This is a genomic window from Marinomonas vulgaris (genome assembly GCF_018145875.1).
Taxonomy (GTDB): domain Bacteria; phylum Pseudomonadota; class Gammaproteobacteria; order Pseudomonadales; family Marinomonadaceae; genus Marinomonas; species Marinomonas vulgaris.
The window spans coordinates 80,948-107,942 of record NZ_JAGSSV010000008.1 but is presented as its reverse complement, the minus strand read 5'-3'; the positions used below and the strand labels follow the sequence as shown (position 1 = coordinate 107,942).

The 26,995-nt window shown below is 45.2% G+C and carries 25 protein-coding genes; 14 read left to right on the top strand and 11 right to left on the bottom strand.

Going from position 1 to position 26,995, the window contains the following annotated elements; all coding sequences use genetic code 11:
- Window positions 1–12 precede the first annotated feature (12 nt).
- Window positions 13–303: a pyrimidine/purine nucleoside phosphorylase gene (gene ppnP, locus J9B83_RS08735; RefSeq protein WP_211536374.1), complete on the top strand. Its 291-nt coding sequence runs from the start codon at window positions 13–15 to the stop codon at window positions 301–303.
- A 117-nt stretch (window positions 304–420) separates the two neighbouring features.
- Here the strand turns inward: ppnP and J9B83_RS08730 are convergent, their stop codons facing one another.
- Both J9B83_RS08730 and gloB read right to left on the bottom strand, forming a co-directional pair.
- A complete protein-coding gene (locus tag J9B83_RS08730; protein WP_211536373.1) occupies window positions 421–2,067 on the bottom strand; it encodes a lytic transglycosylase in 1,647 nt (548 codons plus the stop codon).
- A 54-nt stretch (window positions 2,068–2,121) separates the two neighbouring features.
- The gene (gene gloB, locus J9B83_RS08725) at window positions 2,122–2,925 is read right to left on the bottom strand and encodes a hydroxyacylglutathione hydrolase (protein ID WP_211536372.1); all 804 of its coding nucleotides are present in this window, start codon (window positions 2,923–2,925) and stop codon (window positions 2,122–2,124) included.
- 91 nt (window positions 2,926–3,016) lie between these two features.
- Here gloB and J9B83_RS08720 point away from each other — a divergent pair, with 91 nt between their 5' ends.
- Genes J9B83_RS08720 through dnaQ form a run of 3 tightly spaced genes read left to right on the top strand, consistent with a single transcriptional unit; the run spans window position 3,017 to window position 4,922 of the window.
- The gene (locus J9B83_RS08720) at window positions 3,017–3,772 is read left to right on the top strand and encodes a class I SAM-dependent methyltransferase (protein WP_211536371.1); all 756 of its coding nucleotides are present in this window, start codon (window positions 3,017–3,019) and stop codon (window positions 3,770–3,772) included.
- Complete coding sequence (rnhA, locus tag J9B83_RS08715) at window positions 3,769–4,212, top strand: ribonuclease HI (RefSeq protein ID WP_328797722.1); 444 nt, start codon at window positions 3,769–3,771, stop codon at window positions 4,210–4,212. Before J9B83_RS08720 ends, rnhA begins: the two co-directional genes overlap by 4 nt.
- A complete protein-coding gene (gene dnaQ / locus J9B83_RS08710; RefSeq protein WP_211536370.1) occupies window positions 4,209–4,922 on the top strand; it encodes a DNA polymerase III subunit epsilon in 714 nt (237 codons plus the stop codon). Before rnhA ends, dnaQ begins: the two co-directional genes overlap by 4 nt.
- Window positions 4,923–5,041: 119 nt before the next feature.
- Here the strand turns inward: dnaQ and nhaB are convergent, their stop codons facing one another.
- Window positions 5,042–6,544, bottom strand: a complete 1,503-nt coding sequence (nhaB, locus tag J9B83_RS08705; protein WP_211536369.1) for a sodium/proton antiporter NhaB — start codon at window positions 6,542–6,544, stop codon at window positions 5,042–5,044.
- 264 nt (window positions 6,545–6,808) lie between these two features.
- Here nhaB and sohB point away from each other — a divergent pair, with 264 nt between their 5' ends.
- Window positions 6,809–7,837, top strand: a complete 1,029-nt coding sequence (gene sohB / locus J9B83_RS08700; RefSeq protein WP_211536368.1) for a protease SohB — start codon at window positions 6,809–6,811, stop codon at window positions 7,835–7,837.
- Window positions 7,838–7,921: 84 nt separating this feature from the next.
- On the opposite strand, the gene J9B83_RS08695 is transcribed toward sohB, so the two are convergent.
- Both J9B83_RS08695 and J9B83_RS08690 read right to left on the bottom strand, forming a co-directional pair.
- A complete protein-coding gene (locus J9B83_RS08695) occupies window positions 7,922–10,048 on the bottom strand; it encodes a TRAP transporter permease (protein ID WP_211536367.1) in 2,127 nt (708 codons plus the stop codon).
- Window positions 10,049–10,144: 96 nt separating this feature from the next.
- Complete coding sequence (locus J9B83_RS08690) at window positions 10,145–11,173, bottom strand: TAXI family TRAP transporter solute-binding subunit (protein WP_211536366.1); 1,029 nt, start codon at window positions 11,171–11,173, stop codon at window positions 10,145–10,147.
- 277 nt (window positions 11,174–11,450) lie between these two features.
- On the opposite strand from J9B83_RS08690, the gene J9B83_RS08685 reads away from it, so the two are divergent.
- From J9B83_RS08685 to J9B83_RS16010, 4 genes are all read left to right on the top strand, one after another.
- Window positions 11,451–12,071, top strand: a complete 621-nt coding sequence (locus J9B83_RS08685; protein ID WP_211536365.1) for an HAD family hydrolase — start codon at window positions 11,451–11,453, stop codon at window positions 12,069–12,071.
- A gap of 81 nt (window positions 12,072–12,152) precedes the next feature.
- Window positions 12,153–12,893: a class I SAM-dependent methyltransferase gene (locus J9B83_RS08680; protein WP_211536364.1), complete on the top strand. Its 741-nt coding sequence runs from the start codon at window positions 12,153–12,155 to the stop codon at window positions 12,891–12,893.
- 106 nt (window positions 12,894–12,999) lie between these two features.
- Window positions 13,000–14,961: an acetate--CoA ligase gene (gene acs, locus J9B83_RS08675; RefSeq protein ID WP_211536363.1), complete on the top strand. Its 1,962-nt coding sequence runs from the start codon at window positions 13,000–13,002 to the stop codon at window positions 14,959–14,961.
- Window positions 14,962–14,987: 26 nt separating this feature from the next.
- Window positions 14,988–15,638: a LuxR C-terminal-related transcriptional regulator gene (locus tag J9B83_RS16010; RefSeq protein ID WP_211536362.1), complete on the top strand. Its 651-nt coding sequence runs from the start codon at window positions 14,988–14,990 to the stop codon at window positions 15,636–15,638.
- Between the two features lie 73 nt (window positions 15,639–15,711).
- Here J9B83_RS16010 and yidD read toward each other — a convergent pair whose 3' ends face one another.
- A complete protein-coding gene (gene yidD / locus J9B83_RS08665; protein WP_211536361.1) occupies window positions 15,712–16,014 on the bottom strand; it encodes a membrane protein insertion efficiency factor YidD in 303 nt (100 codons plus the stop codon).
- Between the two features lie 122 nt (window positions 16,015–16,136).
- Here yidD and J9B83_RS08660 point away from each other — a divergent pair, with 122 nt between their 5' ends.
- From J9B83_RS08660 to J9B83_RS08650, 3 genes are read left to right on the top strand one after another with little or no spacing between them, the layout of a single operon-like run.
- Window positions 16,137–17,003, top strand: a complete 867-nt coding sequence (locus J9B83_RS08660; RefSeq protein ID WP_211536360.1) for a prephenate dehydratase — start codon at window positions 16,137–16,139, stop codon at window positions 17,001–17,003.
- A gap of 2 nt (window positions 17,004–17,005) precedes the next feature.
- Window positions 17,006–19,048 (top strand): TonB-dependent receptor plug domain-containing protein, encoded by a 2,043-nt coding sequence (locus J9B83_RS08655; protein WP_211536359.1) that lies wholly within the window; start codon window positions 17,006–17,008, stop codon window positions 19,046–19,048.
- A 49-nt stretch (window positions 19,049–19,097) separates the two neighbouring features.
- Window positions 19,098–20,000, top strand: coding sequence for a hypothetical protein (locus tag J9B83_RS08650; RefSeq protein ID WP_211536358.1), 903 nt, complete (start codon window positions 19,098–19,100; stop codon window positions 19,998–20,000).
- Between the two features lie 3 nt (window positions 20,001–20,003).
- Here the strand turns inward: J9B83_RS08650 and J9B83_RS08645 are convergent, their stop codons facing one another.
- Entirely contained in the window at window positions 20,004–20,774 is a 771-nt protein-coding gene (locus J9B83_RS08645; RefSeq protein ID WP_211536357.1) for an alpha/beta fold hydrolase, read from the bottom strand.
- A gap of 122 nt (window positions 20,775–20,896) precedes the next feature.
- Here J9B83_RS08645 and J9B83_RS08640 point away from each other — a divergent pair, with 122 nt between their 5' ends.
- Window positions 20,897–21,502, top strand: a complete 606-nt coding sequence (locus tag J9B83_RS08640) for a CDP-alcohol phosphatidyltransferase family protein (RefSeq protein WP_211536356.1) — start codon at window positions 20,897–20,899, stop codon at window positions 21,500–21,502.
- A gap of 24 nt (window positions 21,503–21,526) precedes the next feature.
- Here the strand turns inward: J9B83_RS08640 and yfaE are convergent, their stop codons facing one another.
- From yfaE to J9B83_RS08620, 4 genes are all read right to left on the bottom strand, one after another.
- Window positions 21,527–21,823 (bottom strand): class I ribonucleotide reductase maintenance protein YfaE, encoded by a 297-nt coding sequence (gene yfaE, locus J9B83_RS08635; RefSeq protein WP_211536355.1) that lies wholly within the window; start codon window positions 21,821–21,823, stop codon window positions 21,527–21,529.
- Complete coding sequence (gene nrdB, locus J9B83_RS08630) at window positions 21,807–22,940, bottom strand: class Ia ribonucleoside-diphosphate reductase subunit beta (RefSeq protein ID WP_211536354.1); 1,134 nt, start codon at window positions 22,938–22,940, stop codon at window positions 21,807–21,809. Before nrdB ends, yfaE begins: the two co-directional genes overlap by 17 nt.
- Window positions 22,941–23,075: 135 nt before the next feature.
- Window positions 23,076–25,340: a class 1a ribonucleoside-diphosphate reductase subunit alpha gene (gene nrdA / locus J9B83_RS08625; RefSeq protein WP_211536353.1), complete on the bottom strand. Its 2,265-nt coding sequence runs from the start codon at window positions 25,338–25,340 to the stop codon at window positions 23,076–23,078.
- A 297-nt stretch (window positions 25,341–25,637) separates the two neighbouring features.
- Window positions 25,638–26,417 carry a heparan-alpha-glucosaminide N-acetyltransferase gene (locus J9B83_RS08620; protein ID WP_236037210.1) on the bottom strand — a complete coding sequence of 260 codons (780 nt, stop codon included), beginning with the start codon at window positions 26,415–26,417 and terminating at the stop codon, window positions 25,638–25,640.
- Between the two features lie 26 nt (window positions 26,418–26,443).
- On the opposite strand from J9B83_RS08620, the gene J9B83_RS08615 reads away from it, so the two are divergent.
- Window positions 26,444–26,944, top strand: a complete 501-nt coding sequence (locus J9B83_RS08615; protein WP_236037209.1) for an alpha-ketoglutarate-dependent dioxygenase AlkB family protein — start codon at window positions 26,444–26,446, stop codon at window positions 26,942–26,944.
- The last annotated feature ends 51 nt before the right edge of the window (window positions 26,945–26,995 follow it).

The following is a 26,995-nucleotide window of genomic DNA, read 5'->3' as shown; positions in this document are numbered from 1 at the left end:
GCGAGAAGCGATATGAGCACTGAGTTAACCGTAAACAGCTATTTTGACAATCAAGTGAAATCGATTGGTTTAGACAACAGTGATGGCACTTCAACCGTAGGTGTTATGGCGGTTGGTGAGTATGAATTTGGCACTAGCCAACGTGAATACATGACGGTTGTGTCTGGCGCTTTGACCGTCAAATTGCCTGGTGAATCTGCATGGGCGACGTTTGCCAAAGGCGAAACCTTTATTGTTGAAGCAAATCTTAGTTTTAACGTGAAAGTAGAAGAAACCACCGCTTACTTGTGTCGCTACGAATAAGCCACTGGTTAAGCCATTCTAATATTGAAAATATTAAAAAAGGGTTGGTGTGCTGCACCAACCCTTTTTTATTGCTTGAAACGTACTCTTAGCTCTTGTCTGTAGAGTGTCTTGCCATTAGCCGCCAACCACATTGACTAAAAGGGTGACCTTATCGCCAGGCTGGACATATTTTTGACTGCTGACTTTAGGGTTCCAATCTTTAATGTCGTTAAGAGACACTTTAAACTTGTTCGCCACAATGGCTAAAGACTCGCCAGAACGAATGGTGTAAACCACGCGTTTCATCACGCTACGTGTGCTGGTTTCTGATTGTTTAGGCTCTAGCCAAACCACCAGTTTTTTGCCTGGAAACAGCGGATCGGCAAGCCCCATGTTGTTCCATCGTGCGAGGGTTTTGCTGTCTACGTCGTATTTATTGGCAATCAACCACAAGCTGTCGCCTGGGTTAATCGTGTAGTTGACTTTAATACGGTTACGATTTGGCGCACGAGACTGCTTCGCCAACAAACGTTGGTGAGAGCTGAGTGTGTAGCTTTCGATCTTGTTTCCTGCCACGGGGATCATCAGTTCTTGGCCGACACGAATCATGGTAGATGAAATCTTGTTTACATCTTGCAGTACGCCAACGGTGGTGTTGTGCTGTTTAGCCACCAACAAAAGGCTGTCGCCTGCTTCGACCGTGTAGCGAACCCAGGTGACACGCTCATTATCGGGAATTTGTGCTAGCTTGGTACGGAAGCTTTTGGCTTTTGAAACGGGCATAAGCAAACGATGTGGGCCATCTGGCGATGTCGCCCATTGGTTAAAGCCTGGGTTCAACAAGTAAACTTCATCAATGCTGATACCAGCCATGTCGGCCGCTTGGGCAAGGTCTAGTTGGCCACCAATATTCACCACATCAAAGTAGGGCTTGTTGGGAATAAAATAGGTCGAATAGTTGTATTGATCGGGGTTCTTGATGATTTTTGCTAAGGCGATCAATTTCGGAACGTAAGCACGGGTCTCTTTGGGTAAATCGAGTGACCAGAAGTCCGTTGGTAAACCGGCTTTTCTATTCTTACGAATGGCACGCATAACCGTACCTTCGCCAGAGTTGTAAGAGGCTAAGGCGTGTAACCAATCGCCATCAAACATCTTGTGCAAACGTGTTAAATAAGCAATGGCGGCTTGTGTCGAGCCAATAATATCGCGACGACCGTCGTACCACCATGTTTGATCCAAACCATACATTTGACCGGTAGACGGAATGAACTGCCAAGGGCCTGAAGCGCGGCCGTGGCTGTAACCAAAGGGATCAAACCCACTTTCCACCACAGGTAACAAAGCGATTTCAGTTGGAATGCCCGCTTTTTCAAGTTCTTCAACGATGTAAAAAAGGTAACGCTCGCCTCGTTTTGACACTCGGTCTAAATAAGAAGGGTGCGTGCTAAACCAGCGTAGTTGCGAGGAAAGGCGCGGGCGGTCAATGTCCAGATTCAGCTGGTAGCCAGCGCGAACTCGGTCCCATAAGTCATCGGGCTCTTTTGGTTGTTCAGGTTCAACAGCAACAAGATCGATGTCGTCTTCTGTGTCAGACGCGCTATCCACCGGTGGCACTGTATCGATAAAGCCGAGTTGCTCGGTATCGGCTTCGGGAATGTCACTGTCGTCAGTAGACTCGATGACGTCGGACGGTGAGGCGTTCTGCTCTAATTGAGACGCAGTTTGACACGCGCTTAATGCTAAGCTGACGAGACAAACCCAAAAAAATTTATATGTCATGTAGTCCACATAGTTGAATAAAGTTTAGGCATTTTAAAGGTGTGATCGGCAAGGTCAACTAAAACTGTCTTTTGCACGTCTCACTTGGCTAAAAGCCGCGACGGGATCTTCGCTGGGTATTTCGTTAAGTTGTTGAGCCGCTTGATTTTTTACGGAATTGAGGTGAGTACGTAAAAAAGGGTTGGTTTTTTTCTCTACACTCAGCTCTGTTGGTAAAGTGACTTGGCCTCGGTTACGCCATTGTTGGCATAAGTCGGTGCTGTTAATGAGGTCTAGGTTGTCAGGCTCAAGAGACAGCGCGAAGCGGTAATTGGCCAGAGTGTATTCGTGAGTGCCATACAGCTTGGTGTTATCGGGGAGGGCGGCAATCCTTTCCATGGCGGCCAGCATTTGTTCAGGTGTACCTTCCATGATGCGACCACAACCGCCTCTGAATAAGGTATCGCCACAAAATAATATGGGTGACTCAGGTGTGGGTGCATTTGTTGCCGTGTCTTCTAAAGAGGAAAAATAACACAGGTGATCTAGGGTATGACCAGGGGTTGCTAACACGCTGAAGCGTTGAGCAAAAATGTCTAGGCTGTCGCCATCATCAACGGGGTGTGTCACCAAATTGACAAGATGTTTAGGGCCGTACACCACGCAGCCTGTTTGCTCTCTTAATTCTGCAACGCCGCCAGTATGATCTTTATGGTGATGAGTGATGATAATCCCTTTCAGGGAGTGTTGATGTTGTTGGCAATAGTCTAGGACGACCTCAGCTTTGCCAGGGTCCACCGCCCAAATTGCGGAACTATCTTTATCTTGGAGGATCCAGATATAATTGTCGTTGAAGGCGGGAAGCGGAAAAATAGTCATCAAGGGTCTACTCTGCAAAATACGTGATTATTTGCACAAGGGCCGGTCAAGCAACGACACCGTCATGCTGTTAAAAAAGAGAATTCATTGTATGTTGGATGATCAATCAAGACAATTTTTTCAAAAATGGTATCAAAGCGACCTTGGCAATACCCTGCTAGAACAGGAACTGAGTGAGATTACCCAAGAACTTGATCTCGCCGTTGGTTACTATTTGGTGGCACAATCTCCTTTAAAAGCCTTGGATATCCAAGATCATCGTTTACGAGAGACCATACAGGTCGCGCCTGCATTGGAGTTTGGTGCACCAGCGAATACTGTGGTGGCCCGTGCCAGTGAATTGCCTTTTGAAAGCGACGGAATTGATGTGCATATTTTTCATCACACCTTGGATATTTCCGCCACGCCCCATGACGACTTACGAGAGGCGGCGAGGACCCTATTGCCAAGCGGTAAGTTGATTATTATTGGGTTTAATCCGATCAGCGCTTGGGGATTTTGCCGTTTGTTTTCAAAATGCTTTTCTAACAAACGCAAACGGGCCCCTTGGTGCGGCCATTTTATTGCCCATCAACGCTTAGAAGATTGGTTAAAAGTAGCGGGTTTGACATTAGAATCCAAACGCTTCGTATTTTACGAGCCGCCGCTGCAAAGTGGCAAGTGGCGCTCTCGATTCACATGGATCGACTCATTACTAAGGCCTCTAAAGCTGCCTTTTAGTGGGATCTACGTGATGACGGCAACGAAGCAAGTAAAACGTTTTATTCCGCTTAAACCGCGATGGTCGGGTGCTCGTGTTCGGGTGCCGCCATTATCGAAACCTACAGCAAAAGAGATGAAAGAGTGAAAAATGTCATAATGTACACAGATGGCGCCTGCAAGGGCAATCCTGGAATCGGTGGATGGGGCGCTTGGTTGGCGTTTGGCGAACACGAAAAACGCTTGTGTGGCGGTGAGCTGGATACCACCAACAACCGTATGGAATTAATGGGGGCCATTGAAGGGCTTAAGGCACTCAAAGAAAAATGTGCGGTTACCCTCTATACCGATTCGTCTTACGTGCAAAAAGGCATCACAGAATGGATGGCCGGATGGAAACGTAAAGGTTGGATGACCGCTTCGAAACAGCCGGTGAAAAATAAAGATTTGTGGCAAGCGTTGGACGAGCAATGCCAGCAGCACGAGGTCACTTGGAAGTGGGTAAAAGGTCACGCGGGCATTGAAGGTAATGAAATTGCCGATCAGCTTGCAAACCAAGGCATCGAGGAGCTTAGAGCAGCATCATGAGACAAGTCATTCTCGATACGGAAACCACGGGCATAGACCCTAAACAAGGGCATCGCATTATCGAAATTGGTTGTGTGGAAATGATTGGCCGTAAGCTAACCAATCGTCATTTTCATGTGTACATCAATCCGGATCGGGAAGTCGAAGAAGAGGCGTTTCGAGTCCATGGTATCAGTAACGAGTTTCTTGCTGATAAGCCGAGATTTCATCAGGTCGCCCAAGAGTTTTTTGACTTCATCAAGGGGGCAGAATTAATCATTCATAATGCACCCTTTGATATTGGCTTTATGGATCACGAGTTTGCTCGACTGGGCGGCTACCCAAAAACCGCGGAAGTGTGCGGTGTGTTTGATAGCTTAGTGTATGCCCGTAAAAAGCATCCAGGTCAGAAAAACAATTTGGATATTTTATGCCGTCGTTACGGCATCGATAATTCTCATCGTGAGCTGCATGGCGCCTTGTTAGACGCTGAGATTCTGGCCGATGTGTACTTATTGATGACGGGGGGGCAAACCAGCTTGGGTCTCGCCAGTGACTCTGGTTCTGAGTCAAAAGAAGACGGTGGAGCAGAAGCCATTCGCCGTCTTGCAGCGGATCGTCCCATGTTAAAAGTCATACGAGCGAGCGACGATGAATTGAAAGCCCATGAAGAGCGGTTGGATCTAATCGATAAAAAATCGGGGCAGTCTTTGTGGCGCGTTAAGCACTAGAGATAAAACGTTGTAGATATATGAAAAGCGCCCCATGACAACACTGTCATGGGGCGCTTTTTTAGATCTGGTTTTTAGGTCTGTGGGTTTTGGTTGATACGCTGGTTATGCAAAGAGAATTAGAGCAAGTAGACGACACACAAACCACCAACCAGACTCAATACTATGGTGTAAGGAAGCGCCATCCAGACCATTTTTCCGTAGGACAAACGCAATAAGGGTGCAATGGCAGAGGTTAATAGGAACAGAAAAGCCGCTTGACCATTGGGCGTTGCCACACTGGGTAAGTTAGTGCCTGTATTGACTGCTACTGCCAACACATCAAAATGTTCGCGAGTAATGGTGCCAGCGTCTAACGCGGCCTTGATTTCATTGATGTACACAGTGGCGACGAACACATTGTCACTGATGGCCGACAAAATGCCATTGGCAATAAACAGCATAATGGGCTGACTGTCCGTGGGCATATTGAGAACCACATCGATGACAGGTTGGAATAGATGTTGCGCATGAATCACAGATACCACGGTAAAAAACACCACTAAAAGAGCGGTGAAGGGCAAAGACTCCTCAAATGCGTGGCCAATTCTATGTTCTTCAATAATGCCGTTAAATGACGTCAGTAATACAATTACCATCAAGCCTACCAAGCCCACTTCGGCAACATGAAAGGCCAAAGCAAAAACCAATAGAACGGCCACCACGCCCTGAATAATGAGCTGAGCTTTGGTTTTGTTGGTGTGTTTTTGACTCTCTTCTTGCTCAAATTTATTGAGAATGTCGCGAACGGTATCTGGTAACTTTGCACCGTAGTCAAACCAGGCGGTTTTTTCTAACACGACAACAGTCAACAAGCCACAAACAAAAACCGGCATGGAGACGGGCGCTACATTAACGAAGAATTCGATAAAATCCCACCCAGCGATTTTGGCAATCAATAGGTTTTGAGGTTCACCGACTAAAGTGGCTACGCCACCCAGTGCCGTACCGACAGCTCCATGCATGAGCAAATCACGAAGAAAAGAACGGAACTCGTTTAGATCTTCTGCATTGACCGGCAAAATAGAATCGTCCTTGCCATGGTCATGGTTTTTATTTGAGCTCTGTCCAGAGGCGGCTTTGTGATAGACAGAGTAAAACCCCACTCCAACACTGATTAAAACTGCGGTGACGGTTAACGCGTCTAAAAAAGCAGACAACATGGCCGCGGAGAAGCTGAAAATCAATGAAATAACAATTTTCGATTTTACCTTTACCAAGAGCTTGTTGAAAATAAACAACAGCATGTCTTTCATAAAATAGATGCCAGCGACCATGAACATCAGCAGTAAGATAACTTCAAGGTTATGAGAGACCTCTGTGTAAACCCCTTCGGCAGTGGTTAAGCCTAAGACAACCGCTTCGATCGCCAATAAGCCACCGGGTTGCAACGGATAACATTTAAGCGCCATGGCCAGAGTAAAAATAAACTCAATGATCAGCAACCAGCCGGCGATAAATGGCCCTAAGGTGACTAAAACGATTGGGTTGATAATCAAAAAAGCGAGGATGATTTGTTTGTACCATAGGGGGGATGAGCCAAGGAAATTTCTTCCAAAGGCTTGGGATAAAGTAGGTTTCATGGATTTCTCCTATCAGATAGGCACTAAAAATGTGCAAAAAAATTAACAAGATTTTTCTGTTTTAAGTCTACCCAAAAGAATCTTGTTAGTTTTTTTGTCCGGTAAGAGTCGCGGGGGGCGATGTAAAGTGTGCAGATAATAAGGCAAATACAAAACAGTATCTACAGGACAGATTAATGTCGGATAATAAAAGGTGATGCTCGTTATTGATGGGAAGCCTTCCGCTATCTCAAAAATGTAATAAAAAGTAAGAGGATGTTTATATTGGAATTTTTAGTGGATTATGCCGGTTTTTTACTAAAACTGGTCAGTATTGCCCTAGTAATAGGGTTTTTATTGGCCATTGTGGCCAGTGGGAAGCGCAAGTCGCAACCAGGAAGTTTGTCTGTCACCAAGTTAAATGATAATTATGATGCGATGAAAGCCTCATTAGACAGTCAATTATTTGACAAGAAAGTATTGAAGAATTTAGACAAAGAAAAGAAGAAAAAAGATAAGTTAGACAAAAAAGCCAGTAAAAAAGCTGAAGTCACTACGAAGAAGCGCTTATATGTGTTGGATTTTGACGGTGATATCAAAGCCTCAGCAGTGGAAACCATGCGCGAAGAGATCACTGCTGTGTTAAGTGTGGCCAAGCCAGAAGACGAAGTGGTATTGCGCTTAGAAAGTGGCGGCGGCGTCGTGCATGGATACGGTCTTGCGGCGTCTCAACTGCAGCGTATTCGTGAAGCCAATATTCCTTTAACGGTTTGTGTGGATAAGGTCGCTGCCAGCGGCGGTTATATGATGGCCTGTGTGGCCGATAAAATCATTGCTGCCCCGTTTGCCATTTTGGGTTCCATCGGTGTCGTGGCGCAGATTCCTAACGTACACAGATTGCTGGATAAAAGCTTAATTGATGTGGAGCTTCATACGGCTGGCCGCTACAAACGAACACTTACCATGTTGGGCGAAAACACCGACGAGGGCCGTGAGAAGTTCAAGCAAGATCTGGAAGATACTCATGGTTTATTCAAGCGTTTTGTATCGGGCCAGCGTCCGCAATTAGACATTGAAGCCATTGCCACAGGCGATACTTGGTACGGTTCGGAAGCCTTGGAGAATAAGCTGGTGGATGTGGTGATGACCAGCGATGCGTATTTGGTATCGAATTACGCCGAAGCAGACGTGATTCACATCGCTTACAAGCAGCCAAAAGGCGTGGCGGAGCGTTTGGGCTTGTCATTTTTCTCAGCGTTAGAGTACAAAGCGGTGTCTTGGGTAAGTAAGTTGACTCAAACTCGCGGCTATTAATTTAACGGATCATAGCTTGTTGTTATGAGGGTAAATAAAAAAAGGCTGCAATTGCAGCCTTTTTAGTGTCATAGCGGTACTAAACTACAGCGTTTTTCGGTAAGACTTATTACCCATCACAAAGATAGCTAAGAAAAGTACTAACCCAATAACTTGGATCCAAATGTCCAAGTTTGGCCACAGCATCATCACAGAAGAAACAAGTAAAATGGTACGCGGAATGATGGACAGTTTATCTTCTAAATACCCTTCCATCGCACCCACAAGGGCATACATACCAAGCGTAATGAAGAAAGTAAGACGTAATAAGATATCTGGATCACCACCAATCAAAGGTGTGTAAGCCATCAATAGCGGTACTATGTATAAGCCTTTAGCGAGTTTCCACGCGGTCATGCCGGTACGCATTGGCGGTGTTTTAGCGATGGCCGCTGCGGCAAAGGCCGTTAAACAGACAGGTGGGGTGACATTGCTGTCTTGGGATAGCCAAAAGATGATCATGTGTGCGGTCACCAAAATCATTGCCACAGATTCTGCACCCAATGCCTGATCCATCAACATGCTTTTGAAGTCATTCGGCACTTGGGCTAATAAAGCTTGTGCTTGCTCCATTGGCATGCTTTGAGCCAAGGTTGCCAGCGCAGAAGGATCTACCAGCATAAAGACAGCGCTGGCGGTTTCTGGCAAATTACCAGACGCCATCATATCGAGTAGTTGGCTTTCAGCGATGAGGTTAAATAATGCCGGAGCCGATAGGGTGCCTAATACGATGTAGGATGCAGTAACAGGCAAACCCATGCCTAAAATCAAGGAAGCAATCGCCACCAAAATAATGGTAAAGAATAAGCTGCCGCCCGCCCAGTTGGTGATTAACAAGGAGAAGGTGTTACCTACGCCTGTGGTGCTGATTACGTTGACCACCAAACCAATACCCACTAACAATACAGCTGTGGTCGACATGTTTTTCGCACCTTGTGCCATGGCATCCAAGATAGCGGCTGGGCCCATGCGGTGTTTGCTCGACAAGAAAGACGCCAAGATAACCGCAAGAATACTGATACCTGCCGCGTAAGTTGGTGTAAAACCTTGTATCAACAAAGCAACCAGCACGCCAAGAGGAACAATATGATGCCAGCCTTCTTTTAATACTTGTGAAACCTTCACAGCGTCGTCGCTCTCGGTCGCAATCACTCGACTGCGCTTGGCTTCTACGCGGACAAAGAAACCTACGGACAAGAAGTACAAAAGGGCGGGAATGGCCGCGACGCTGATGATGGTGACGTAAGAAACTTGCGTGTAAGACGCCATGATGAAGGCACCTGCCCCCATCACCGGTGGCATCAACTGACCGCCAGTCGAGGCGGCGGCTTCAACGCCGGCAGCGAAACGAGCCGGAAAGCCAGCACGGCGCATGAGAGGAATGGTAATCACACCCGTTGATACGGTGTTGGCCACAGAAGAGCCAGACACAGAGCCCATTAAGCCTGAGCCTAGAACAGCAACAAAGCCAGGCCCACCGATCATTTTGCTTGCCAATGAGCGAGATAAATCAATGATGAAATCTCCCGCACCAGACTTCACTAAGAAAGCACCGAACAAAATAAACATGAAGACAAAGCTCCATGAAATACGTGAAATGGAGCCAAACATACCGTCAGTACTGAAAAAGCTGCGGTACAGTAAGGTTTCAACACTTAAGCCGGGGAAGTTAAACATGCCGCCAAGCCAGCTGCCCCAAAGGACAACATAAGTTAGGGCGACAACAATTAAAAAGGGAATAAACCATCCGCTGGTACGGCGGATAAGCTCTAAAGACAATAAAACAGCAATACTGGAAACGACCCAGTCGGCGGTATTAAAGGTCACGCCTCGCGCGTACAGCGCATCTTCAAAGAAAACGATGTAAAGCACCATACCAATCAATAACAGTACAATTACGCCGTCACAATACATGGCTAATTTGCTGTCACGCCATTTGGGATTGGCAGGTATAAGCAGTGCACACAAGGTACCAAATCCAGCGAAATGGAAAGCGGATACCCACAGTTCTGGCAAGGTAGCGATGGTATTAATGTAAATGTGAGCGATGGCCAGAAAAATAGACAGGCTGAAAACAAAGCGGTTCAACCATAGTCCAGATCGGTGTTTGGTTTCGAAATCTTCAAGATTAATATCTTGATCTTCGGTTGGTTGTTGCGATGAAGCAGTCATAGATAAGCGACCTTTATGTGTACAAATACGCGTTGAGACAAGAACTAAGAAAGCGCGCCGTACCAAAGTACGGCGCGTTTATAAGGTTAGCAGATGTTATTCAGCAATCAGACGGGCTGGGATGCTAATGCCGCGTTCACGGTAGTAGCGCGCCGCACCTGGGTGCAAAGGCACAGGAAGACCTGCAATGGCTTTTTCGATAGACATAACTGCGGTCGCTTTATGAATGGCGCTTAAGTAAGACAAGTTTTCATAAAGGGATTTCGTAAGCTCATAAACATCGTCGTCAGATAAGTCGGCACGAGTGGCAAGGAAGTTAGGCTGTGCGACAGTGTTGATGACTTTTGTTTGGCCTGGGTAAGTATTCGCTGGGATCTCATAACGAGTCCACAAATCGTAATTACCGTTGGCTTCTTTGATTTGTTCGTCGGTGAAATCCAACACGGTGACCTTGTCACCCATAGAAGCGAACAATCGTGTAACCGCGCTAACTGGAACTCCTGCTGGTGTGTTCATACCATCGATGTTGCCGTTTTGCATAGCATCAGCGCTGGCACCATAACCCATGTAAGCCAACGCAAAGTTGTCAGGGTTGATGTTTAGCCCTTTTAACTGCTGACGACCAGAACCTTCTGTACCAGAGTTTTTCGTACCGATAGAGAACTTGTTGTTAGTGCCTTCTAAGGATTTCAAATCAGACATGGTGCCCGTTTGGGTCAAATCCGTTTTCAACACAAAATGCTCTACGTTTTGCCAAAGCATGGAAACAGAACGCAACTGCTCTTGTTTACCAGAGCTTTCGAATGGACCTTCGCCATCCCATGCCCAAGCGCCATAAAGACCTTGTAGAATCGCAAATTGTGCTTGGTCTTCACGTAGAAGTTTGATGTTTTCACCTGAGCCTGCAGAGCTAATAGCCGACACTGACATGCCGATTTTTGGCTCAAGCTTTACTTTACTTAAGGTGGCAATGGCTACACCCACGGGATAATAAGTACCACCCGTAGACGCTGTTGCTAGAATGTAGTTACGGTTATCCGCTGCAGACGCGCCAGTCGCTGATAAAGTGATGGCAGCCGCTGTTGCAGTGGATAAGATGGTTTTAGTGATGGATCCCAGTTTCATATTATTTTTCTCCTATTGATGGGGTACTGAATTTATATAGCGATTATCATGCCAAAAATATACTTCATTGATATTTAAGGGTTTTATATTTCAGTTATGCTGTTTGCGATTTTATTGCATAGTTTTGCGCTGTTTTTTGCTTATTGTGTCTTGGTCGTAATGAGCAAAAAATTGCTTATCATGTAACCGAGTAACAATAGGCGCTGTACTATGATTTTGTAAAGAGCTTGTTTTTATGTGAGCAAATTGTTGCCGATAAGTGAAGGGTGAGTAGAAAATGGAAAATACACAAGGCGTTCGGGTGGTGGTGTTTGATTTGGGGAATGTGCTGGTTGACTTAGGCGATGTTTGTAAAATGCACGCCATGTTGAATACCCAGGGAGAAGAGTCTGAGGTTTGGCTGAAATGGTTGCGGTCGCCAACGGTAGCGGCGTTTGACGCTGGAAAAATTTCGTTTGATGCTTTTGCCGAAGGGCTATTGGCAGAAGTGGGGAGCAGCACAGACAAAGAGGTTTTTAAGAAAACCTTTCAAGCTTGGCCGAGAGGCTTATTCGATGGCGCGTTAGATTTAGTCTGTTCGGTCAAACCAGAATGTCATCGAGCGATTTTATCCAACACCAACGCGGCTCATTGGCCGAGATTAATGGGGGAAATGGGCTTGGCAGGTCACTTCCACCACTATTTTGCCTCCCATCAGGTTGGATTGGTCAAGCCTGATAGTGCTATTTATCAGCATGTTCTTGATCAATTACAGGTTGAAGCAGGCGAGATTCTGTTTATCGATGATAATCAGGTCAATATTGATGCCGCTGTGGCCATAGGAATGAAAGCGTTTCGGGTGAAAGGGGTTGATGAGGCCCGTGCTGTATTGAGTCGATTTGATGTTTTATCCAGTTAACTCATTATGTTTCGAGCGATCTGGTGAGGATTTATACAATGTTTTTTTTAACCATGGTAATAAATTGTTTTAGGGGGGGTTATGCGTACTTTTGATGGGCATTCATCTGTTCGATATTCTCGAACTCGCCCCATGTATCCGGCTGAGTTGTATTATTGGCTGTCACATCAAGTGGCAAATCCCGGTGTCGTGTGGGATTGTGCCTGTGGTACAGGGCAGGCATCAGTCGATTTAGCGGCTTATTTTGAGCGTGTTGAAGCGTCAGACATCAGTGAGTCTCAGATACACGCGGCCACTCCTCATCGACGAGTGAATTACCAAGTGTTTGCGGCTGAGAACACAGCGTATCCAGATAATCATTTTGACGTTGTGTGTGTGGCCCATGCGCTGCACTGGTTTGATTTGGAGGCGTTTTGGCAAGAAGTGCATCGTGTGTTGAAGCCCGGTGGTTTATTTGTTTGCTGGGGTTATAACTGGTTGCAAGTGGGGGAGGCCGAAGATCAGGCGATTACGGAGTCGGTGTTGTCTCATTTGACGGATTATTGGCCCGCTCAAAGTCGTTTATTGCGGAACCAATACCGCGACATTGAATTTCCTTTTAAGTTAATGGAAACGCCTCATTTTGAACTTAAATGTCATTGGTCCTTGTCTCAGACCATGGACTTTATTCGTACTTGGTCGGCGTCCCAGTTAAAAATACAAGAACAGGGTGATGAATTTTTGTTAAAAGCGTTGCCTATTATTCAACAGGCTTGGTCTATGCCTTCGAAAAAACAGGATATTAATTTACCGTTTTTTCTTAAAGCAGGGAGCTTTGACTAGGAAAGCTCCCTGCTTTTGCCATAAGACTAAAGTGGAATACAAGGATGATGTAAGCGGGTTATAGTAGTCCGGCATCCGAATAACAAATTTAACAATGGAGCGGGTTATGAAGTCATTATATAGCGCAACCTCAATTGAGGCGGCAAAAACAGCCAACGTTAGTCAAGCAGAGTTTGAAAAACGCTATCAAGAATCGATTGAACAGCCCGATGCGTTTTGGGGCGCTGAAGGGAAGCGTTTAGATTGGATCACCCCATACACAAAAGTTAAAAACACCTCATTCGAACGTGGTAATGTCAGTATCAAATGGTTTGAAGACGGCGAACTGAACGTCGCTCATAACTGTATTGATCGTCATCTAGCCACATCGGCGGATAAAGTAGCTTACTACTGCGAAGGCGACGCTGAAACAGACGACAAGATCGCCATTACTTATCAAACTCTCCATGACGAAGTTGGTCGACTGGCTAACCTGCTTAAACGCAAAGGCATACAAAAAGGCGATCGTGTTGCTATTTATATGCCGATGATCCCACAAGCGGTGTACGCCATGTTGGCGTGTGCTCGAATTGGGGCGATTCACTCTGTTATTTTTGGTGGCTTCTCTGCCCACGCCATTGCCGATCGTCTTAACGATTGTGCGGTAAAATTGGTTATTACCGCAGATGAAGGTCGTCGTGCTGGCAATACTATTCCTCTGAAACACAATGTTGATATGGCGTTAGCAAATGACGCCTGCCCATCAGTCAAAAATGTGATCACTTATCGCTACACCAAAAAAGACGTGCCTTGGTTTGAAGGTCGCGATCTTGATTGGGACACTGAAGTACAAAACGAAAGTACAGATTGTCCAGTAGAGCCAATGAACGCAGAAGATCCTCTGTTCATTCTTTATACTTCAGGCTCAACGGGCAAGCCAAAAGGTGTGGTTCATACTACAGGCGGCTACCTGGTATATGCGTCGCTAACACACGAGTTGGTGTTTGACCTTAAACCTGATGACGTCTATTGGTGTGCGGCTGATGTGGGTTGGATCACAGGTCACAGTTACATGGTTTACGGGCCTTTGGCGAACGGCGTGACCAGTGTTCTGTTTGAAGGTGTGCCGACTTATCCTGATTCTGGTCGCATCGGACGTGTTGTTGATAAATTTGGCGTAACGCTTTTGTACACGGCGCCAACTGCGATTCGTGCTTTGATGTCTAAAGGCGATGAGGCTACTCGTTCTAGTAATCGTGACACGTTACGGATTCTGGGAAGTGTGGGCGAGCCAATCAACCCGGAAGCTTGGTCTTGGTACTTCAGTGAAATTGGTAACTCTGCGTGTCCTATTGTAGATACTTGGTGGCAAACTGAGACGGGTGGCATGATGATGACGCCGCGTATTGTTCAGGGCGACATTAAGCCAGGTTCTTGTACTGGGCCATTATTTGGTGTTCAGCCGGCGCTGGTTGATGCTCAAGGTGTGTTTCAAGAAGGACAGGGCGTAATGCAAGAGGGCGGTTTGGTTATTACGGACTCTTGGCCTGGACAGGCGCGTACTGTTTATGGCGATCATGAACGCTTCGAACAAACCTATTTTAGTACTTTTGAGGGCATGTATTTCACTGGTGATGGTGCGTCTCGAGATGAAGATGGGCATTACTGGATCACGGGTCGCATGGACGATGTTTTAAACGTATCAGGACACCGCTTAGGCACCGCTGAAATAGAAAGCGCGCTTGTGGCTCACCCGTCTGTGGCGGAGGCAGCGATTGTCGGCTACCCTCACGACATTAAAGGCCAAGGTATTTATGTGTACGTCAGTGCTGTTGCCGGTGTAACGCCAGATGAAGAGCTAACTAAGTCTTTGAAGCAATTTGTTCGTCAAGAAATTGGCCCTATTGCCACTCCCGACTTGATTCAATGGTCGAGCAAAGGCTTGCCGAAAACACGGTCTGGTAAAATCATGCGTCGTATTTTACGAAAAATTGCAGCTAATGAGCATGATCAATTAGGTGACACAAGTACACTTGCTGACCCAAGTGTGGTTGATGATTTGATCGAAAACCGTTTAAATATGGAATAGCTCTCATATTTAATAAAGGATACACAGTGATTTCACTTGTTATCGCGGATGATCACCCCTTGTTCCGTAGCGCGCTCAGTGGCGCGTTACGGTCTGAAATACAAGGTATAGACATAGTCGAATCCTATGATTTGGATTCAACTTTACAATGTTTGGCAGATCTAGACGATCTTGATCTGTTGTTGTTAGATTTAAACATGCCCGGCAGTGGTGACTTGTTCGGTTTGATTCGTATTAGAAAAGATTTTCCCGATGTGCCGGTAGCGGTCATTTCTGGTAGCGAAGATAGCGCCATGGTTGCCAAGGTTATTGATGCTGGCGCTCTAGGTTTCATCCCAAAAACCAGTGAGCCTTCTACCTATGTTGCAGCAATTCATGCCATTTTAGCCGGCGATATCTGGCTACCTGATGCCCTTAGAATTGAAGTGGCTAATCAGCCAAAGCCCGACTTATCGATGCAAAATAAAGTCGCTGAGTTAACCCCTCAGCAGTACAAGGTGCTTTGCTATTTGCATGAAGGGCTACTTAATAAGCAAATTGCTTTTGAGTTGTCTATTTCAGAAGCAACAGTAAAAGCTCATATCACAGCGATCTTTCGAAAGCTCGACATCAATAATCGAACGCAGGCGGTTTTGGTTGCCAGTAGTCTCAAGTTACAAATGGTGAACGCAAGCTAGAAAACGGAAGTTTTTACTTTTTTCTCCACTTTGCTTTTTGTCTGGTTAATTTGTTTTTACGCCATGATGCTATTTAGCGTTTGTCATGGTTGTTATTTTCATGATTGTCATTTTGTGTTTTCTGGTTTGCCTCTTGGTTGTCTGTGCCTTTTGTATGGCAATGACACGGAGGGACCGGGTCTATGCCACCTTCGTGCCATGGGTGGCATTTTGATAATCGTTTCAAGCCTAAATACACCCCTTTTATGATGCCATGTGCTTCGATCGCTTGAATCATGTATTGAGAGCAGCTTGGATAAAAGCGGCAGTTGTTGCCAAGAAAGGGGCTGACTAACAGTTGGTAGCCTCTTACTAGGGTGATAAAAAGTTTCTTCATTGGCGTGTGATTCCGTGGTCTAAATAAATAATGAGAGATTGTGTGTTAAGTGTCATTTTTGTGTAAAACGTGGCGTCAATTTGCTAATGTAACGAAAATATATCACAGAAACAGATTTCACTATGCCAGACCAAATCATAACCTACGACGCCATGCAGCTTGTCGCTTATCAAGGCGAACCAGGTGCTTATTCACATTTAGCGTGTAAGCACACCTTTCCTGACCTAACAAGTATACATTGCGCTACCTTTGTTGATGCGTTGCAGATGGTGGAGCGTGGCGAAGCCCATTACGCCATGATCCCCGTCGAAAACTCTACTGCGGGGCGCGTCGAAGAAATTTACCGAGAACTTAAACGTACGCAATTGTACGTAGTGAAAGAGCATTTTGAGCCGGTAAATCATTGTTTGATTGCACGACACGACATGGCTTTGGATCAGATCACACGAATTGGTAGTCATCCGCAAGCCTTAGCGCAATGTGATGGCAACATCAAAAGCTTAGGGGCCAAAGGGCAGGCGATGTATGACACAGCCGGTGCTGCAAAACATATCGCCGAACATGAAGAGGCTGGTTTGGCAGTTATTTCTTCTGAATTGGCCGCCGAGCTTTATGGCTTAAAGGTTTTAAAATCTCACTTCAACGATTCGGTTGGTAATACAACGCGCTTTTTGGTGTTTGCTCGACAACAAAAAATGCCAATTTATGAAGACGGTGTTACCTACATTACGTCTTTTATGTTCCGTGTAAGAAACATACCTGCCGCTCTTTACAAGGGAATGGGAGGCTTTGCGACGCAAGGAATTAATATGTTGAAACTGGAAAGTTATATGGTGAATGGTAATTTTACCGCCACTCAGTTTTACGTAGATGTTGAGGCGCATTTTCAATCTCCAGCGATGCAAGCCGCGTTAGATGAACTGCGGTTTTTTTCCGAAGAGGTACGTATTTTGGGCACTTACTTAGCGGATGAATACAGGTTGAAATAGGCATGTTTGATCGTCTTTTTAACAAATTAGGTACTGCACTTATCGCAATTCTTTCTGTGTTCTGCGTCAATATTTGGGCAGACTCACCGGATGCGTTTTTTTTACCTGACCCATTACCTGACTTGTGCTTGTCGGATCTTTGTTTAACTCAAGAAATCGGTCATCAAATTCCTGTGGTGGTTACGCCCTCTAAAATAGCTCAGCCACGAGTAGATGTGTCGTCTAGTTTGTCGGTGTTAGACGGTGATTTCATTCGTCGCATTAACGTGCAGTATGTGGAGGATTTATTGCGCTTTGTGCCAGGTTTTTCCGTTACGCCTTATTACAGTTCCAGTGAAAAAGTAGCGTCTTATCATGGTACGGAACTTGAGCAATATCGTCGTATTCAGGTGTTGGTGAATGGACGTTCTGTGTACAGTGCCGGCTTGGCTCGAGTGGAATGGGCTACCTTGCCATTGAGTATTGAAGATGTGGCCCGGGTGGAAGTCAATCGAGGCCCTAATGCAGCGAGTTATGGCATTAACTCCTTTTTTGCTGTGGTCAATATTATTACTCGCTCTCCTTTGGAGACATTAGGTAATCGCATTACGGCATATTCTGGCTCTCGTGGCGATTATAGGCTGTATGGGCAGCATAGTGGTTTGCAAGGGGACTGGAGCTACCGTGCATCGGCGTCGACCAGTAATGTTGAAGGCTTTGATGTGGATGCAGAAGGCGATGAGCGCCACGATGGGCACGGTACCCGTATGGGTAATGTGTTTATCCAAAAAGAAACGGCAACCAGTTTTTTTGATCTCGATATTGGAGCCAGTTCGCTTAAGGACAATATACAAGGGTCAAGCAACCAAGGTTATGCAAGTGACCTCAATGACCCTGTCACCCTTGTTGATCGTGAGCACATTAAGACAAGTTATAGCAAACAAGTGTCGGCAGATCATAATGTGAAAATCCAATATTACTATGATCAATCGGACTCGAACGAAAATCATGATATTGAGCTTTCTCCTGCTTTTTATGCGCAACTATTTGGTGTGACAAGCACAGTCCCCGTCACGGCTTCTTACGATGTGGATTTGAAAGAAACTCGCCACGACATCGAATTGCAAAGTACGTGGGAAGCCACGAATAAGCTACGACTGATTTCCGCCGTCGGTTATCGTTTAGACGAAGCGGAGTCCGAGCATTATTTGTCTGGTACGGCGAGCGATGAAGTGTTTCGTATATCTTCTAATTTAGAATACAGAGCCAGTGATCACTGGGTGATTAATACGGGCGCTATGCTGGAACGCAGTCAAATGAGCGATATCTTTTTGTCGCCTAAACTGGGTGTGACGTACAAGCTGTCTGAGCAAGAATCGTTTCGCTTTAATGTTTCTCAAGCGGTTCGCACGCCTGATTTGTCAGATCAATTTATGAAGTGGCATTATGTTTTATCAAATGGTGCCAGTTCTACCACCACGTATGCTCAAGATGGTGAAAAAGAAGAGAAAATTACCTCCTACGAGCTAGGGTATTATCATTATTGGCCGAGTGAAGGTGTATCATTCGATGTAAAGCTGTACCAAGATCAAGTAAAAGACATGGTGCTGAGTCGGAAGTATTTCTCTGCGTTTAGCAAGGTAGATGCGCCCATTGAGGAAGGCGTCACGGAAGATGTGACCATTAATGGCGTTGAAGTTGAGCTGGATTGGCGCTTTCGCTCTGGCGCTTTAACCCGTTTTACGTACGCTTATCAGGATACGGACACCGACAATAAAAGACTGATTGATGCCACGACGCCGGTGATGATATCGCTTTTTGGCAGTGTGCCAATCAGTGATCGCTGGTCGCTGCAAAGTTATTACTGGTATGGAAAAGAACTGGGTGGGTATGATTATGAATTGCTCAATACCTGGTTTTCTTACAAGTTGCCTTTAGGAGGCTATTCAAAAGCAAGGATGGGAATAGGTATGGAAACGTATTTGAATAATAACGCACTTGTCTCTAAACATAATAATTACACAGACGATTCATTTGCTTATATTTTTACCAGTATTTCGTTTTAGTCTGGTGAAGAGAATTTGCTTAGAACATGGCATTAAGCAGGGCAAGCGCATGCTGACTGTCTGCTTTTTGTTGCTGTTTTTATTGTGCTCAACAAAGCCCTTGGCGTCGGTGTATTTGGTGCATGATACCGAGGAAAGTTCAGCGCGCGCTTTGTCATTTCAACTTTCTCGGTTGTTAACCGTGGACTCCGATGTGATTCCGGTCCGCAGAGCGGTGTTTTTAACTCGTTCTGCTGAGATTACGGAGAAGGATGTGATCGTCACCGTAGGAGTGAACAGTTTCCGGGGCGTCTGTCGCGTCGGCTCCAAAGGGGTGGTGATCGCGCTGTTTGTCGGCAAAGAAGAATACGACAAGATACACTTAAACTGTGCTTTATCGGCTTCGGCGGTTTTCTCTGGTGCGCCTCTTGAGACTCGCCTTAAGTTGTTGCAAGGCATCTGGTTAGATCGAAAACCGTTGGCGATAGTGCACAGCGACACCCTGTTGATTGATCAACAGGCAATGATGGAGAAAGGCGCTGAATACAGTTTTGAATTTCGTTTTTTTGAAACGGCAACCGATCGTCTTTCTGTATTGAAGTCGATCAACTTCGTCCTTGAGGACTCGGCGCTGATTTTCTCGCTGGTGGACACTGAATTGTATCAAAAAGGCGTTGCACAAGATGTGCTTAGGTTATTATTCCACAAGCGCCAAGTGATGATTGGTCCTTCCTATGCTTTTGTGCGCGCCGGTTCTATGTTTGCGGTTTATTCGGACACGGCGGCAAAGTTAGAAGCATTGGCCGAAAAAATATCAACATGGCAAAACAAAGAAAAGCTATTAGCCCCTTCTTATCCAGACAAGCTAAAGGTCAGTTTTAACCCATACCTAATCAAATCTCACAGCGTGGTATTACCATCGGCTTCCTACCTCAAAGAGCATTATGGATTATGCTCTGAGGAAGAATGCTAGCTTTTACAGTAAAAAACGTTTTACCAGGCTGGTAAAAGGTAGAGGCTTTTCAGCGTGTAGCCAATGACCCGCACCTGAAATGATTTTAAAGCTGGCGTTTGGAAACAAGGACTCAACAGCTTGTTGATATTTGGCCACAATATAGTCGGAAGTTTCGCCTTTGATGAACAGGGTAGGCGTGTTGACAGGATGCTCAATAGGTGGCTTTTGCAATATGGTAGGGTAGCTGTTCGCAATGTTATCGACAGAGAGACTCAAACCATAGCCATTGTCTTTTCGTACTAAATTCTTAAGTAAGAATTGTCTGATCGCCGTATTTTGCTCAAACTGACTTAATACCGTGTCAGCTTCTTTTCTTGACCCTATCGAGATTTCGTTGATCGCCTGCAAGCCTTGGAATATTTTTGTATGGCTAGGTTGATACTCTACCGGTGCAATGTCCACCACAATAAGCTTGCTGATGCTGACTTGTTGGATATCAGTAGCGATCGACGCCATTTGCATCGCCACTTTTCCCCCCATGGAATGCCCTAATAAATAAAACTCGGTGATACCGTTTGAAGCTGCCCAATCCAGCACGGCGTTCGCCATTTTAGGGTAAGTGGCTTCTGGCATAGGGTCTGAACGACCGTGATTCGGCAAATCAATGCAATGCACAATAAAATGCTCAGCCAAGGTTTGTGCGATTGAGTGCCAATTGTCTGCGTTACCAAATAACCCATGAATCACAATGAGATGTGGGCCAGCGGAGCCGTATTGTTTTACGTGTATCATAATAGCCTTGTTTTTTTCGGAAGGATAAGTCGAAATAATGTGTGCTTAGGGCATCATAAAGTAGATTAGGTGTATTATACAAAATCTTACCCCTATTTTTCTGTAATGAGGCTGTCCTTTTCATGCTAGATACTTTTTTTATTCGCTGTTTTAAGCAACCCTTGCGTCTCACGGCGAAAGTGATCGATAAATGTGGCATTCAAGCCAATTGGATTACTCTGGTGGGGTTTGTTGTCGGAATGATGGCCGTACCGGCTCTTTATATGGGGAACACGTCGCTGGCGTTGATTTGTGTGGTGTTTAATCGCTTGATGGACGGCCTAGATGGCGCGGTGGCGCGAGTTCAGGGGCCAACGGATTTGGGCGGCTATCTAGACATTACACTGGATTTTATATTCTATTCTGCGGTTATCTTCGGCTTCGCTTTAATGAGCCCGGCAGACAACGCTCTAGCAGCGAGCTTTTTGATATTGTCTTTTATGGGAACCGGCAGCAGTTTTTTGGCCTTTGCTATTATGGCGGAAAAACGACAAATTGAGCGTTTGGATTACGGCCGAAAATCCTTGTACTTTATTGGCGGGTTGGCAGAAGGCGCTGAAACCATTGCGTTTCTGATACTGATTTGCCTGGTGCCAACGTATTTTCCTATTTTAGCTTACGGCTTCGGAGTGGTTTGTTGGATCACCACGATAACGCGGATTTACGCAGGATACCGAACTTTGTCTTAACTGTTTGGGTGATACCTTTGATGTCTAGTCGAAAAAAGCGATTTCAATGTCGCTTTTTACAATCGCACAGCAAGCAAGTAAATAACCGCTTTGCACCCAGGCTAGGGGTTCAAAGGGGTAGATCACTTGGCCACGCAACAATTTGATTGAACAAGACGAACAGTAACCTTCGCGACATTGGTATTCAACTGGGATACCAGCTCGCTCTAGTTGAACTAATAATGGCTCATTTTCTGTGACTAGAATTTGCTTTTTACCTAACAAGACGCGATGAACAGGCGCGTCTTGTATAGGTGTTTTTGGGTTAGAGGTCGAAGTCATCGAAATCAGAATCATCTAAACTGTTGTCTGTTTGCCCAACTAGGTAGGAGCTGATTTCCGCTTCTTGCGGAGCAACTTGAACGTTATCGCTCACAAGCCAAGCGTTGATCCATGGAATTGGGTTGTTCTTAGTAGCAAAATGAGGTTCTAAACCAACCGCTTGCATACGCACGTTAGTGATGTATTCCACGTATTGACCCAGAATTTGTGCATTCAACCCTATCATGGAGCCGTCTTTGAACAGGTAGTTGGCCCATTCTTTTTCTTGCTCAGCCGCCTCAATAAAAATGTCACGCATTTCGTCTTTACACTCTGTGGCAATAATGGCCATCTCTGGATCATCTTTGCCCGATGCCATTAGATTCAACATATGTTGAGTGCCAGTAAGATGAAGAGCTTCATCTCGTGCAATCAACTTGATGATTTTGGCATTTCCTTCCATCAAGGTACGTTCAGCAAAACCAAAGCTGCAAGCAAAACTCACGTAAAAGCGAATGGCTTCCAACACGTTGACGGATGCTATGGTCAGATATAGGGCTTTTTTCAGCGCTGGCATGGAGATTTTGATGTCTCCTTTGCCCGGTATATTAAAGGTGCCCGTGCCCATGGTGTTGTAAATATTGACCATTTCAATCAAACGATCGTAATAAATGGACACACTGTCTGCGCGCTTGGTAATTTCTTCGTTGGTGACTATGTCATCAAAGATCTTAGTCGGATCATTCACAATGTTACGAATGATATGAGTGTAGGAGCGACTGTGGATGGTTTCACTAAATGACCAGGTTTCAATCCAAGTTTCGAGCTCAGGTAAGGAAACGATAGGCAAAAATGCCACGTTTGGAGAGCGTCCCTGTACACTATCTAGAAGGGTTTGGTACTTCAGGTTGCTGAGAAAAATATGCTGTTCATGGGCTTCAAGGCGTTGAAAATCTTTACGATCAGTCGACAAATCCACTTCTTCTGGACGCCAAAAAAAGGACAGTTGCTTTTCGATCAGTTTTTCAAAAATAGGGTGTTTTTGTTGATCGTAACGCGCCACGTTGACGTTCTCACCAAAGAACATAGGCTCTTTGGTGCTGTCAAAGTGTTTGCGGTTAAAAGTTGAGTAACTCATGTCTCAGGGTATTCCTCAAAAGCGAGAGGCACTTTCTTTTCAAAAAGTGCCTTGGGTTGTTAATAGGCCATTAAACGAACTAATGTCGGTTGGCTTTTGGCTACGTCATTATTACGCAGCCAGTGGATGAATGGCTCAAATTTTACATGCGCCGCCAGCACAATCGTCCATATCTTCTTGCTTGTCATCGGCGCCGTCACGAGTGTTGTGGTAGTAAAGCGTTTTGACGCCTAATTTGTAGGCCGTTAATAAGTCTTTCAAAATGACTTTCATGGGGACTTTTTGTGCTTCAAATTTTTGCGGATCGTAATTCGTGTTGGCCGAAATAGCTTGGTCGACAAATTTTTGCATGATCCCAACCAACTGCAAGTAGCCATCATTGGATGGAATCGTCCACAATAATTCGTAGTCCGCTTTTAAACGTTCAAATTCAGGCACAACTTGTTTCAAAATGCCGTCTTTACTGGCTTTGATGGAAACAAAACCACGTGGTGGTTCTATGCCATTGGTGGCGTTACTGATCTGCGAAGAAGTTTCAGACGGCATCAATGCGGTCAAAGTGGAGTTACGTAACCCATGCTCAACGATGTCGGCACGTAAGCTTTCCCAATCGTAAAACAACTCATTGGACACCACTTTATCGATTTCTTTTTTGTAGCTATCGATCGGTAAAATGCCTTTGGAGTAACTTGTTTCGTCGAAAGCTAAACAAGGACCGAATTCTTTCGCAAGCTTGTTAGAAGCTTTTAATAAGAAATACTGAATGGCTTCAAAGGTTTTGTGTGTCAGTGCGTTGGCGCTACCGTCGGAGTATTTAACGCCATTTTTTGCCAAGTAATAGGCGTAGTTGATGACACCCACACCTAGAGTACGACGCAGTTCTGTGGCGCGCTGGGCTGCCGGAATAGGGTAGTTTTGGTAATCCAGTAAGCTATCTAGAGCGCGAACGATCAATTCAGACAACTCTTCCAGTTCATCTAGGCTGTTTAGTGCGCCCAGGTTAAATGCGGATAAAGTGCAAAGGGCGATTTCACCGTCTGGGTCATCAATTTTGTTCAATGGCTTAGTTGGCAAGGCAATTTCTAAGCACAAGTTACTTTGTTTAACCGGCGCCACCTTAGGATCAAAAGGGCTGTGCGTATTACAGTGATCGACGTTTTGTAAATAAATACGGCCGGTGCTGGCGCGCTCTGAAGCGAATAAAGTAAAGAGTTCTGTCGCTTTAATCGTTTGCTTACGAATCGAAGAGTCTTGTTCGTATAAGTGATAAAGACGCTCGAATTCCTCTTGGTCAGCGAAAAAAGCATCGTATAAGCCAGGCACGTCAGATGGGCTGAACAGTGTGATGTTGCCACCTTTGATCAAACGCTGGTACATCAGGCGGTTAAATTGCACGCCATAATCCAAGTGACGAACACGGTTTTCTTCTACACCACGGTTGTTTTTAAGCACCAATAAGCTTTCGACTTCAAGGTGCCAGATTGGGTAAAACACCGTCGCTGCGCCACCACGAACGCCCCCTTGAGAACAGCTTTTCACGGCTGTTTGGAAGTGTTTGTAAAAAGGAATACAACCTGTGTGGAAGGCTTCACCGCCACGAATAGGGCTACCAAGAGCACGAATCGCGCCAGCGTTTACGCCAATTCCAGCACGCTGACTGACGTATTTCACAATAGCACTGGACGTGGCATTGATGGAATCAAGGGAGTCGCCACATTCGATCAATACACAGCTACTGAACTGACGTGTTGGTGTGCGAATGCCTGACATAATAGGGGTTGGCAAAGAGATCTTGAACTTAGAAACTGCATCGTAAAAACGACGAATCAAATTCAAACGTTCGACTTTGTCGTAATTAGCAAATAAGCACGCCGCCACAAGAATATAAATAAACTGAGGGCTTTCGTATATTTCACCGGTAACACGGTTCTGTACTAGGTATTTCCCCTCTAACTGCTTTACAGCCGCGTAAGAAAAATCCATGTCGCGAGAGTGATCGATGAAGGAGTTTAGGGTATCGAACTCTTCTTCTGTGTAGTTTTCCAATAGTTGCGAATCATAGCGCTTTTGTTGAACCAGCTTGCTGACGTGTTGAAAAAGGTGCGGTGGCTCAAAATCACCAAAGGCTTTTTTACGCAAATGGAAAATAGCCAAGCGAGCGGCAAGGTATTGATAATCGGGCGTACTTTCAGAAATTAAATCGGCTGCCGATTTGATTAAGGTTTCGTGAATGTCTGTGGTGCGAATACCTTCAAAAAATTGGATGCGTGCTTTTAATTCCACCTGGGAAACAGAGACGTTGTCTAACCCTTCAGAAGCCCAAGCAATGACTTTATGAATTTTTTCTAGGTTGATGTTTTCGGTCGTCCCGTTACGTTTAGTAACTGTGAGAGTGCTCATGACTTAACTTCCCAATTGTGCGTAGTAAAAGAGATAATCTACACTATGTAGTGTGTGTTTTTAGATCAACACACTAGATGTAGTGTTTAGCGAGTGATTTAGACGCGAACAATAGTGATGTATTCGTCTAAAATCAAGACTTGAAAAAAGTACCAAAATAGGAAACGACACCCCAGTGAAGTGCCTACTTACTTTGCTTGCCTTCGAGCTTCTAAAGTTAGCCATTGGCAATATAGAAACGTAAAAAAAATCTATTTTTTTCTATTGAAAGTGACGTCGCTTAGGGGCAAAAAATCATCATAATAAACTGGTGGCTATGATTTTAGATAAGGCGACCAAGGAATACAGTACCAACTGATGCAATAAGTAAAAGGGCAGCGCATGGCGTCCCATGTAAGCCAATATAGATGTCAGCAAATTGTTTGGGAGAGACCATTGGTGCCAGCGTAAGTGGCCGATTATAGGACCTATTAAGACCACACCAAGCCAAGGAAAGGGGAAAACGATGTCTAGGGTTCTGCTCGGTAAGGAAATATATTGAGTGATCATGGCAAAGGCGTTGGGGAAGTGTAGCCAGTGTGTGAGTTGGTAAAGAAAAACGATGCTTGCTCCAATAAGGGCTGAAACAATAGGCCAGCCTGCGAAAGGTCTTGTAATAAGGGAAGCGATAAAAATAAAGTGTAAAATACCAAAGTAAATCCACTGGTCTGGAACAGCAAGATAGGTCACTAGAGAAATACCAGCGGCTGAGCAAAACAGTTTGGCATCTCGTCGCCAAAAAGGGGCTTTTTTCTGTTTCATTGAGATATGAGCCAGATAGCTGGACCAGCCTACCGCACTAAGGAAAAGCAACAGAATGACTTTGCGAAAATACACCCAGAAAGGGTCGTGAATAGAGAAAGTGAGAAAATCAAAATCACGTAAGTCCCAACAAAAATGAAAAATCATCATCAACAACACCGCCGAGCCGCGATAAACGTCTAAAAAAGCGCTGCGTTTCTGGGTGTTGTAAGCGGATTGCATTGAGGTCCAAAGTGAATCGTCAAATAAAAACCAAGCCATCATACCGATACTCATTTTTTAGCTCAAGCACCTCGTCACTGATGGATGCGCTCAAGGCTGAATTGCATTGGGAGCGTGAACAATTGTCGATGTTTGGTCGGAACATTCTGGTGCCACGAAAAGTGGCTTTTGTAGCACAAGAGGGGTGCTGTTATCGCTACTCAGGGAAAGACCATCAAGGAAATGGTTGGCCAAATTGGTTGTTGCCAATAAAGGAAGAAGCTGAAAAGTTGGCTGAACAGCCATTTAACTCAGTGTTACTGAACTGGTATCAAGATGGCGAAGAGTATATGGGGTGGCATTCAGACGATGAGAAGTCACTAGGGCCTGCGCCAGTTATTGCTATGTTAAGCATTGGCGCGCCGAGAAGCTTTGTGTTTCGGTTGAAAACCAATCATAAAATAAAGCACACTGTGGAATTGGAAGACGCAAGTTGGTTGGTGATGTCGGCGTCGACGCAAGTATTGTGGCAACATACCTTGCCTGTACGAAAGAAGATAAAGCAGGAACGGATCAGTTTAACGTTCCGATACCTGCTTTAATAGGGCGACATTAAGTCGATAACTCTAACAAATGAGCGTATCTGTTTAGAT

Coding starts and splice junctions, on each gene's coding strand:
- acs (WP_211536363.1), top strand. CDS start 13,000: ATGAAGTCATTATATAGCGCAACCTCAATTGAGGCGGCAAAAACAGCC.
- dnaQ (WP_211536370.1), top strand. CDS start 4,209: ATGAGACAAGTCATTCTCGATACGGAAACCACGGGCATAGACCCTAAA.
- J9B83_RS08720 (WP_211536371.1), top strand. CDS start 3,017: ATGTTGGATGATCAATCAAGACAATTTTTTCAAAAATGGTATCAAAGC.
- J9B83_RS08645 (WP_211536357.1), bottom strand. CDS start 20,774: ATGATACACGTAAAACAATACGGCTCCGCTGGCCCACATCTCATTGTG.
- J9B83_RS08620 (WP_236037210.1), bottom strand. CDS start 26,417: ATGAGTATCGGTATGATGGCTTGGTTTTTATTTGACGATTCACTTTGG.
- nrdA (WP_211536353.1), bottom strand. CDS start 25,340: ATGAGCACTCTCACAGTTACTAAACGTAACGGGACGACCGAAAACATC.
- J9B83_RS08690 (WP_211536366.1), bottom strand. CDS start 11,173: ATGAAACTGGGATCCATCACTAAAACCATCTTATCCACTGCAACAGCG.
- J9B83_RS08660 (WP_211536360.1), top strand. CDS start 16,137: ATGCCAGACCAAATCATAACCTACGACGCCATGCAGCTTGTCGCTTAT.
- nhaB (WP_211536369.1), bottom strand. CDS start 6,544: ATGAAACCTACTTTATCCCAAGCCTTTGGAAGAAATTTCCTTGGCTCA.
- nrdB (WP_211536354.1), bottom strand. CDS start 22,940: ATGAGTTACTCAACTTTTAACCGCAAACACTTTGACAGCACCAAAGAG.
- J9B83_RS08730 (WP_211536373.1), bottom strand. CDS start 2,067: ATGACATATAAATTTTTTTGGGTTTGTCTCGTCAGCTTAGCATTAAGC.
- ppnP (WP_211536374.1), top strand. CDS start 13: ATGAGCACTGAGTTAACCGTAAACAGCTATTTTGACAATCAAGTGAAA.
- yfaE (WP_211536355.1), bottom strand. CDS start 21,823: ATGACTTCGACCTCTAACCCAAAAACACCTATACAAGACGCGCCTGTT.
- J9B83_RS08640 (WP_211536356.1), top strand. CDS start 20,897: ATGCTAGATACTTTTTTTATTCGCTGTTTTAAGCAACCCTTGCGTCTC.
- J9B83_RS08685 (WP_211536365.1), top strand. CDS start 11,451: ATGGAAAATACACAAGGCGTTCGGGTGGTGGTGTTTGATTTGGGGAAT.
- gloB (WP_211536372.1), bottom strand. CDS start 2,925: ATGACTATTTTTCCGCTTCCCGCCTTCAACGACAATTATATCTGGATC.
- J9B83_RS08650 (WP_211536358.1), top strand. CDS start 19,098: ATGCTGACTGTCTGCTTTTTGTTGCTGTTTTTATTGTGCTCAACAAAG.
- J9B83_RS08695 (WP_211536367.1), bottom strand. CDS start 10,048: ATGACTGCTTCATCGCAACAACCAACCGAAGATCAAGATATTAATCTT.
- J9B83_RS08615 (WP_236037209.1), top strand. CDS start 26,444: ATGGATGCGCTCAAGGCTGAATTGCATTGGGAGCGTGAACAATTGTCG.
- yidD (WP_211536361.1), bottom strand. CDS start 16,014: ATGAAGAAACTTTTTATCACCCTAGTAAGAGGCTACCAACTGTTAGTC.
- J9B83_RS08680 (WP_211536364.1), top strand. CDS start 12,153: ATGCGTACTTTTGATGGGCATTCATCTGTTCGATATTCTCGAACTCGC.
- J9B83_RS08655 (WP_211536359.1), top strand. CDS start 17,006: ATGTTTGATCGTCTTTTTAACAAATTAGGTACTGCACTTATCGCAATT.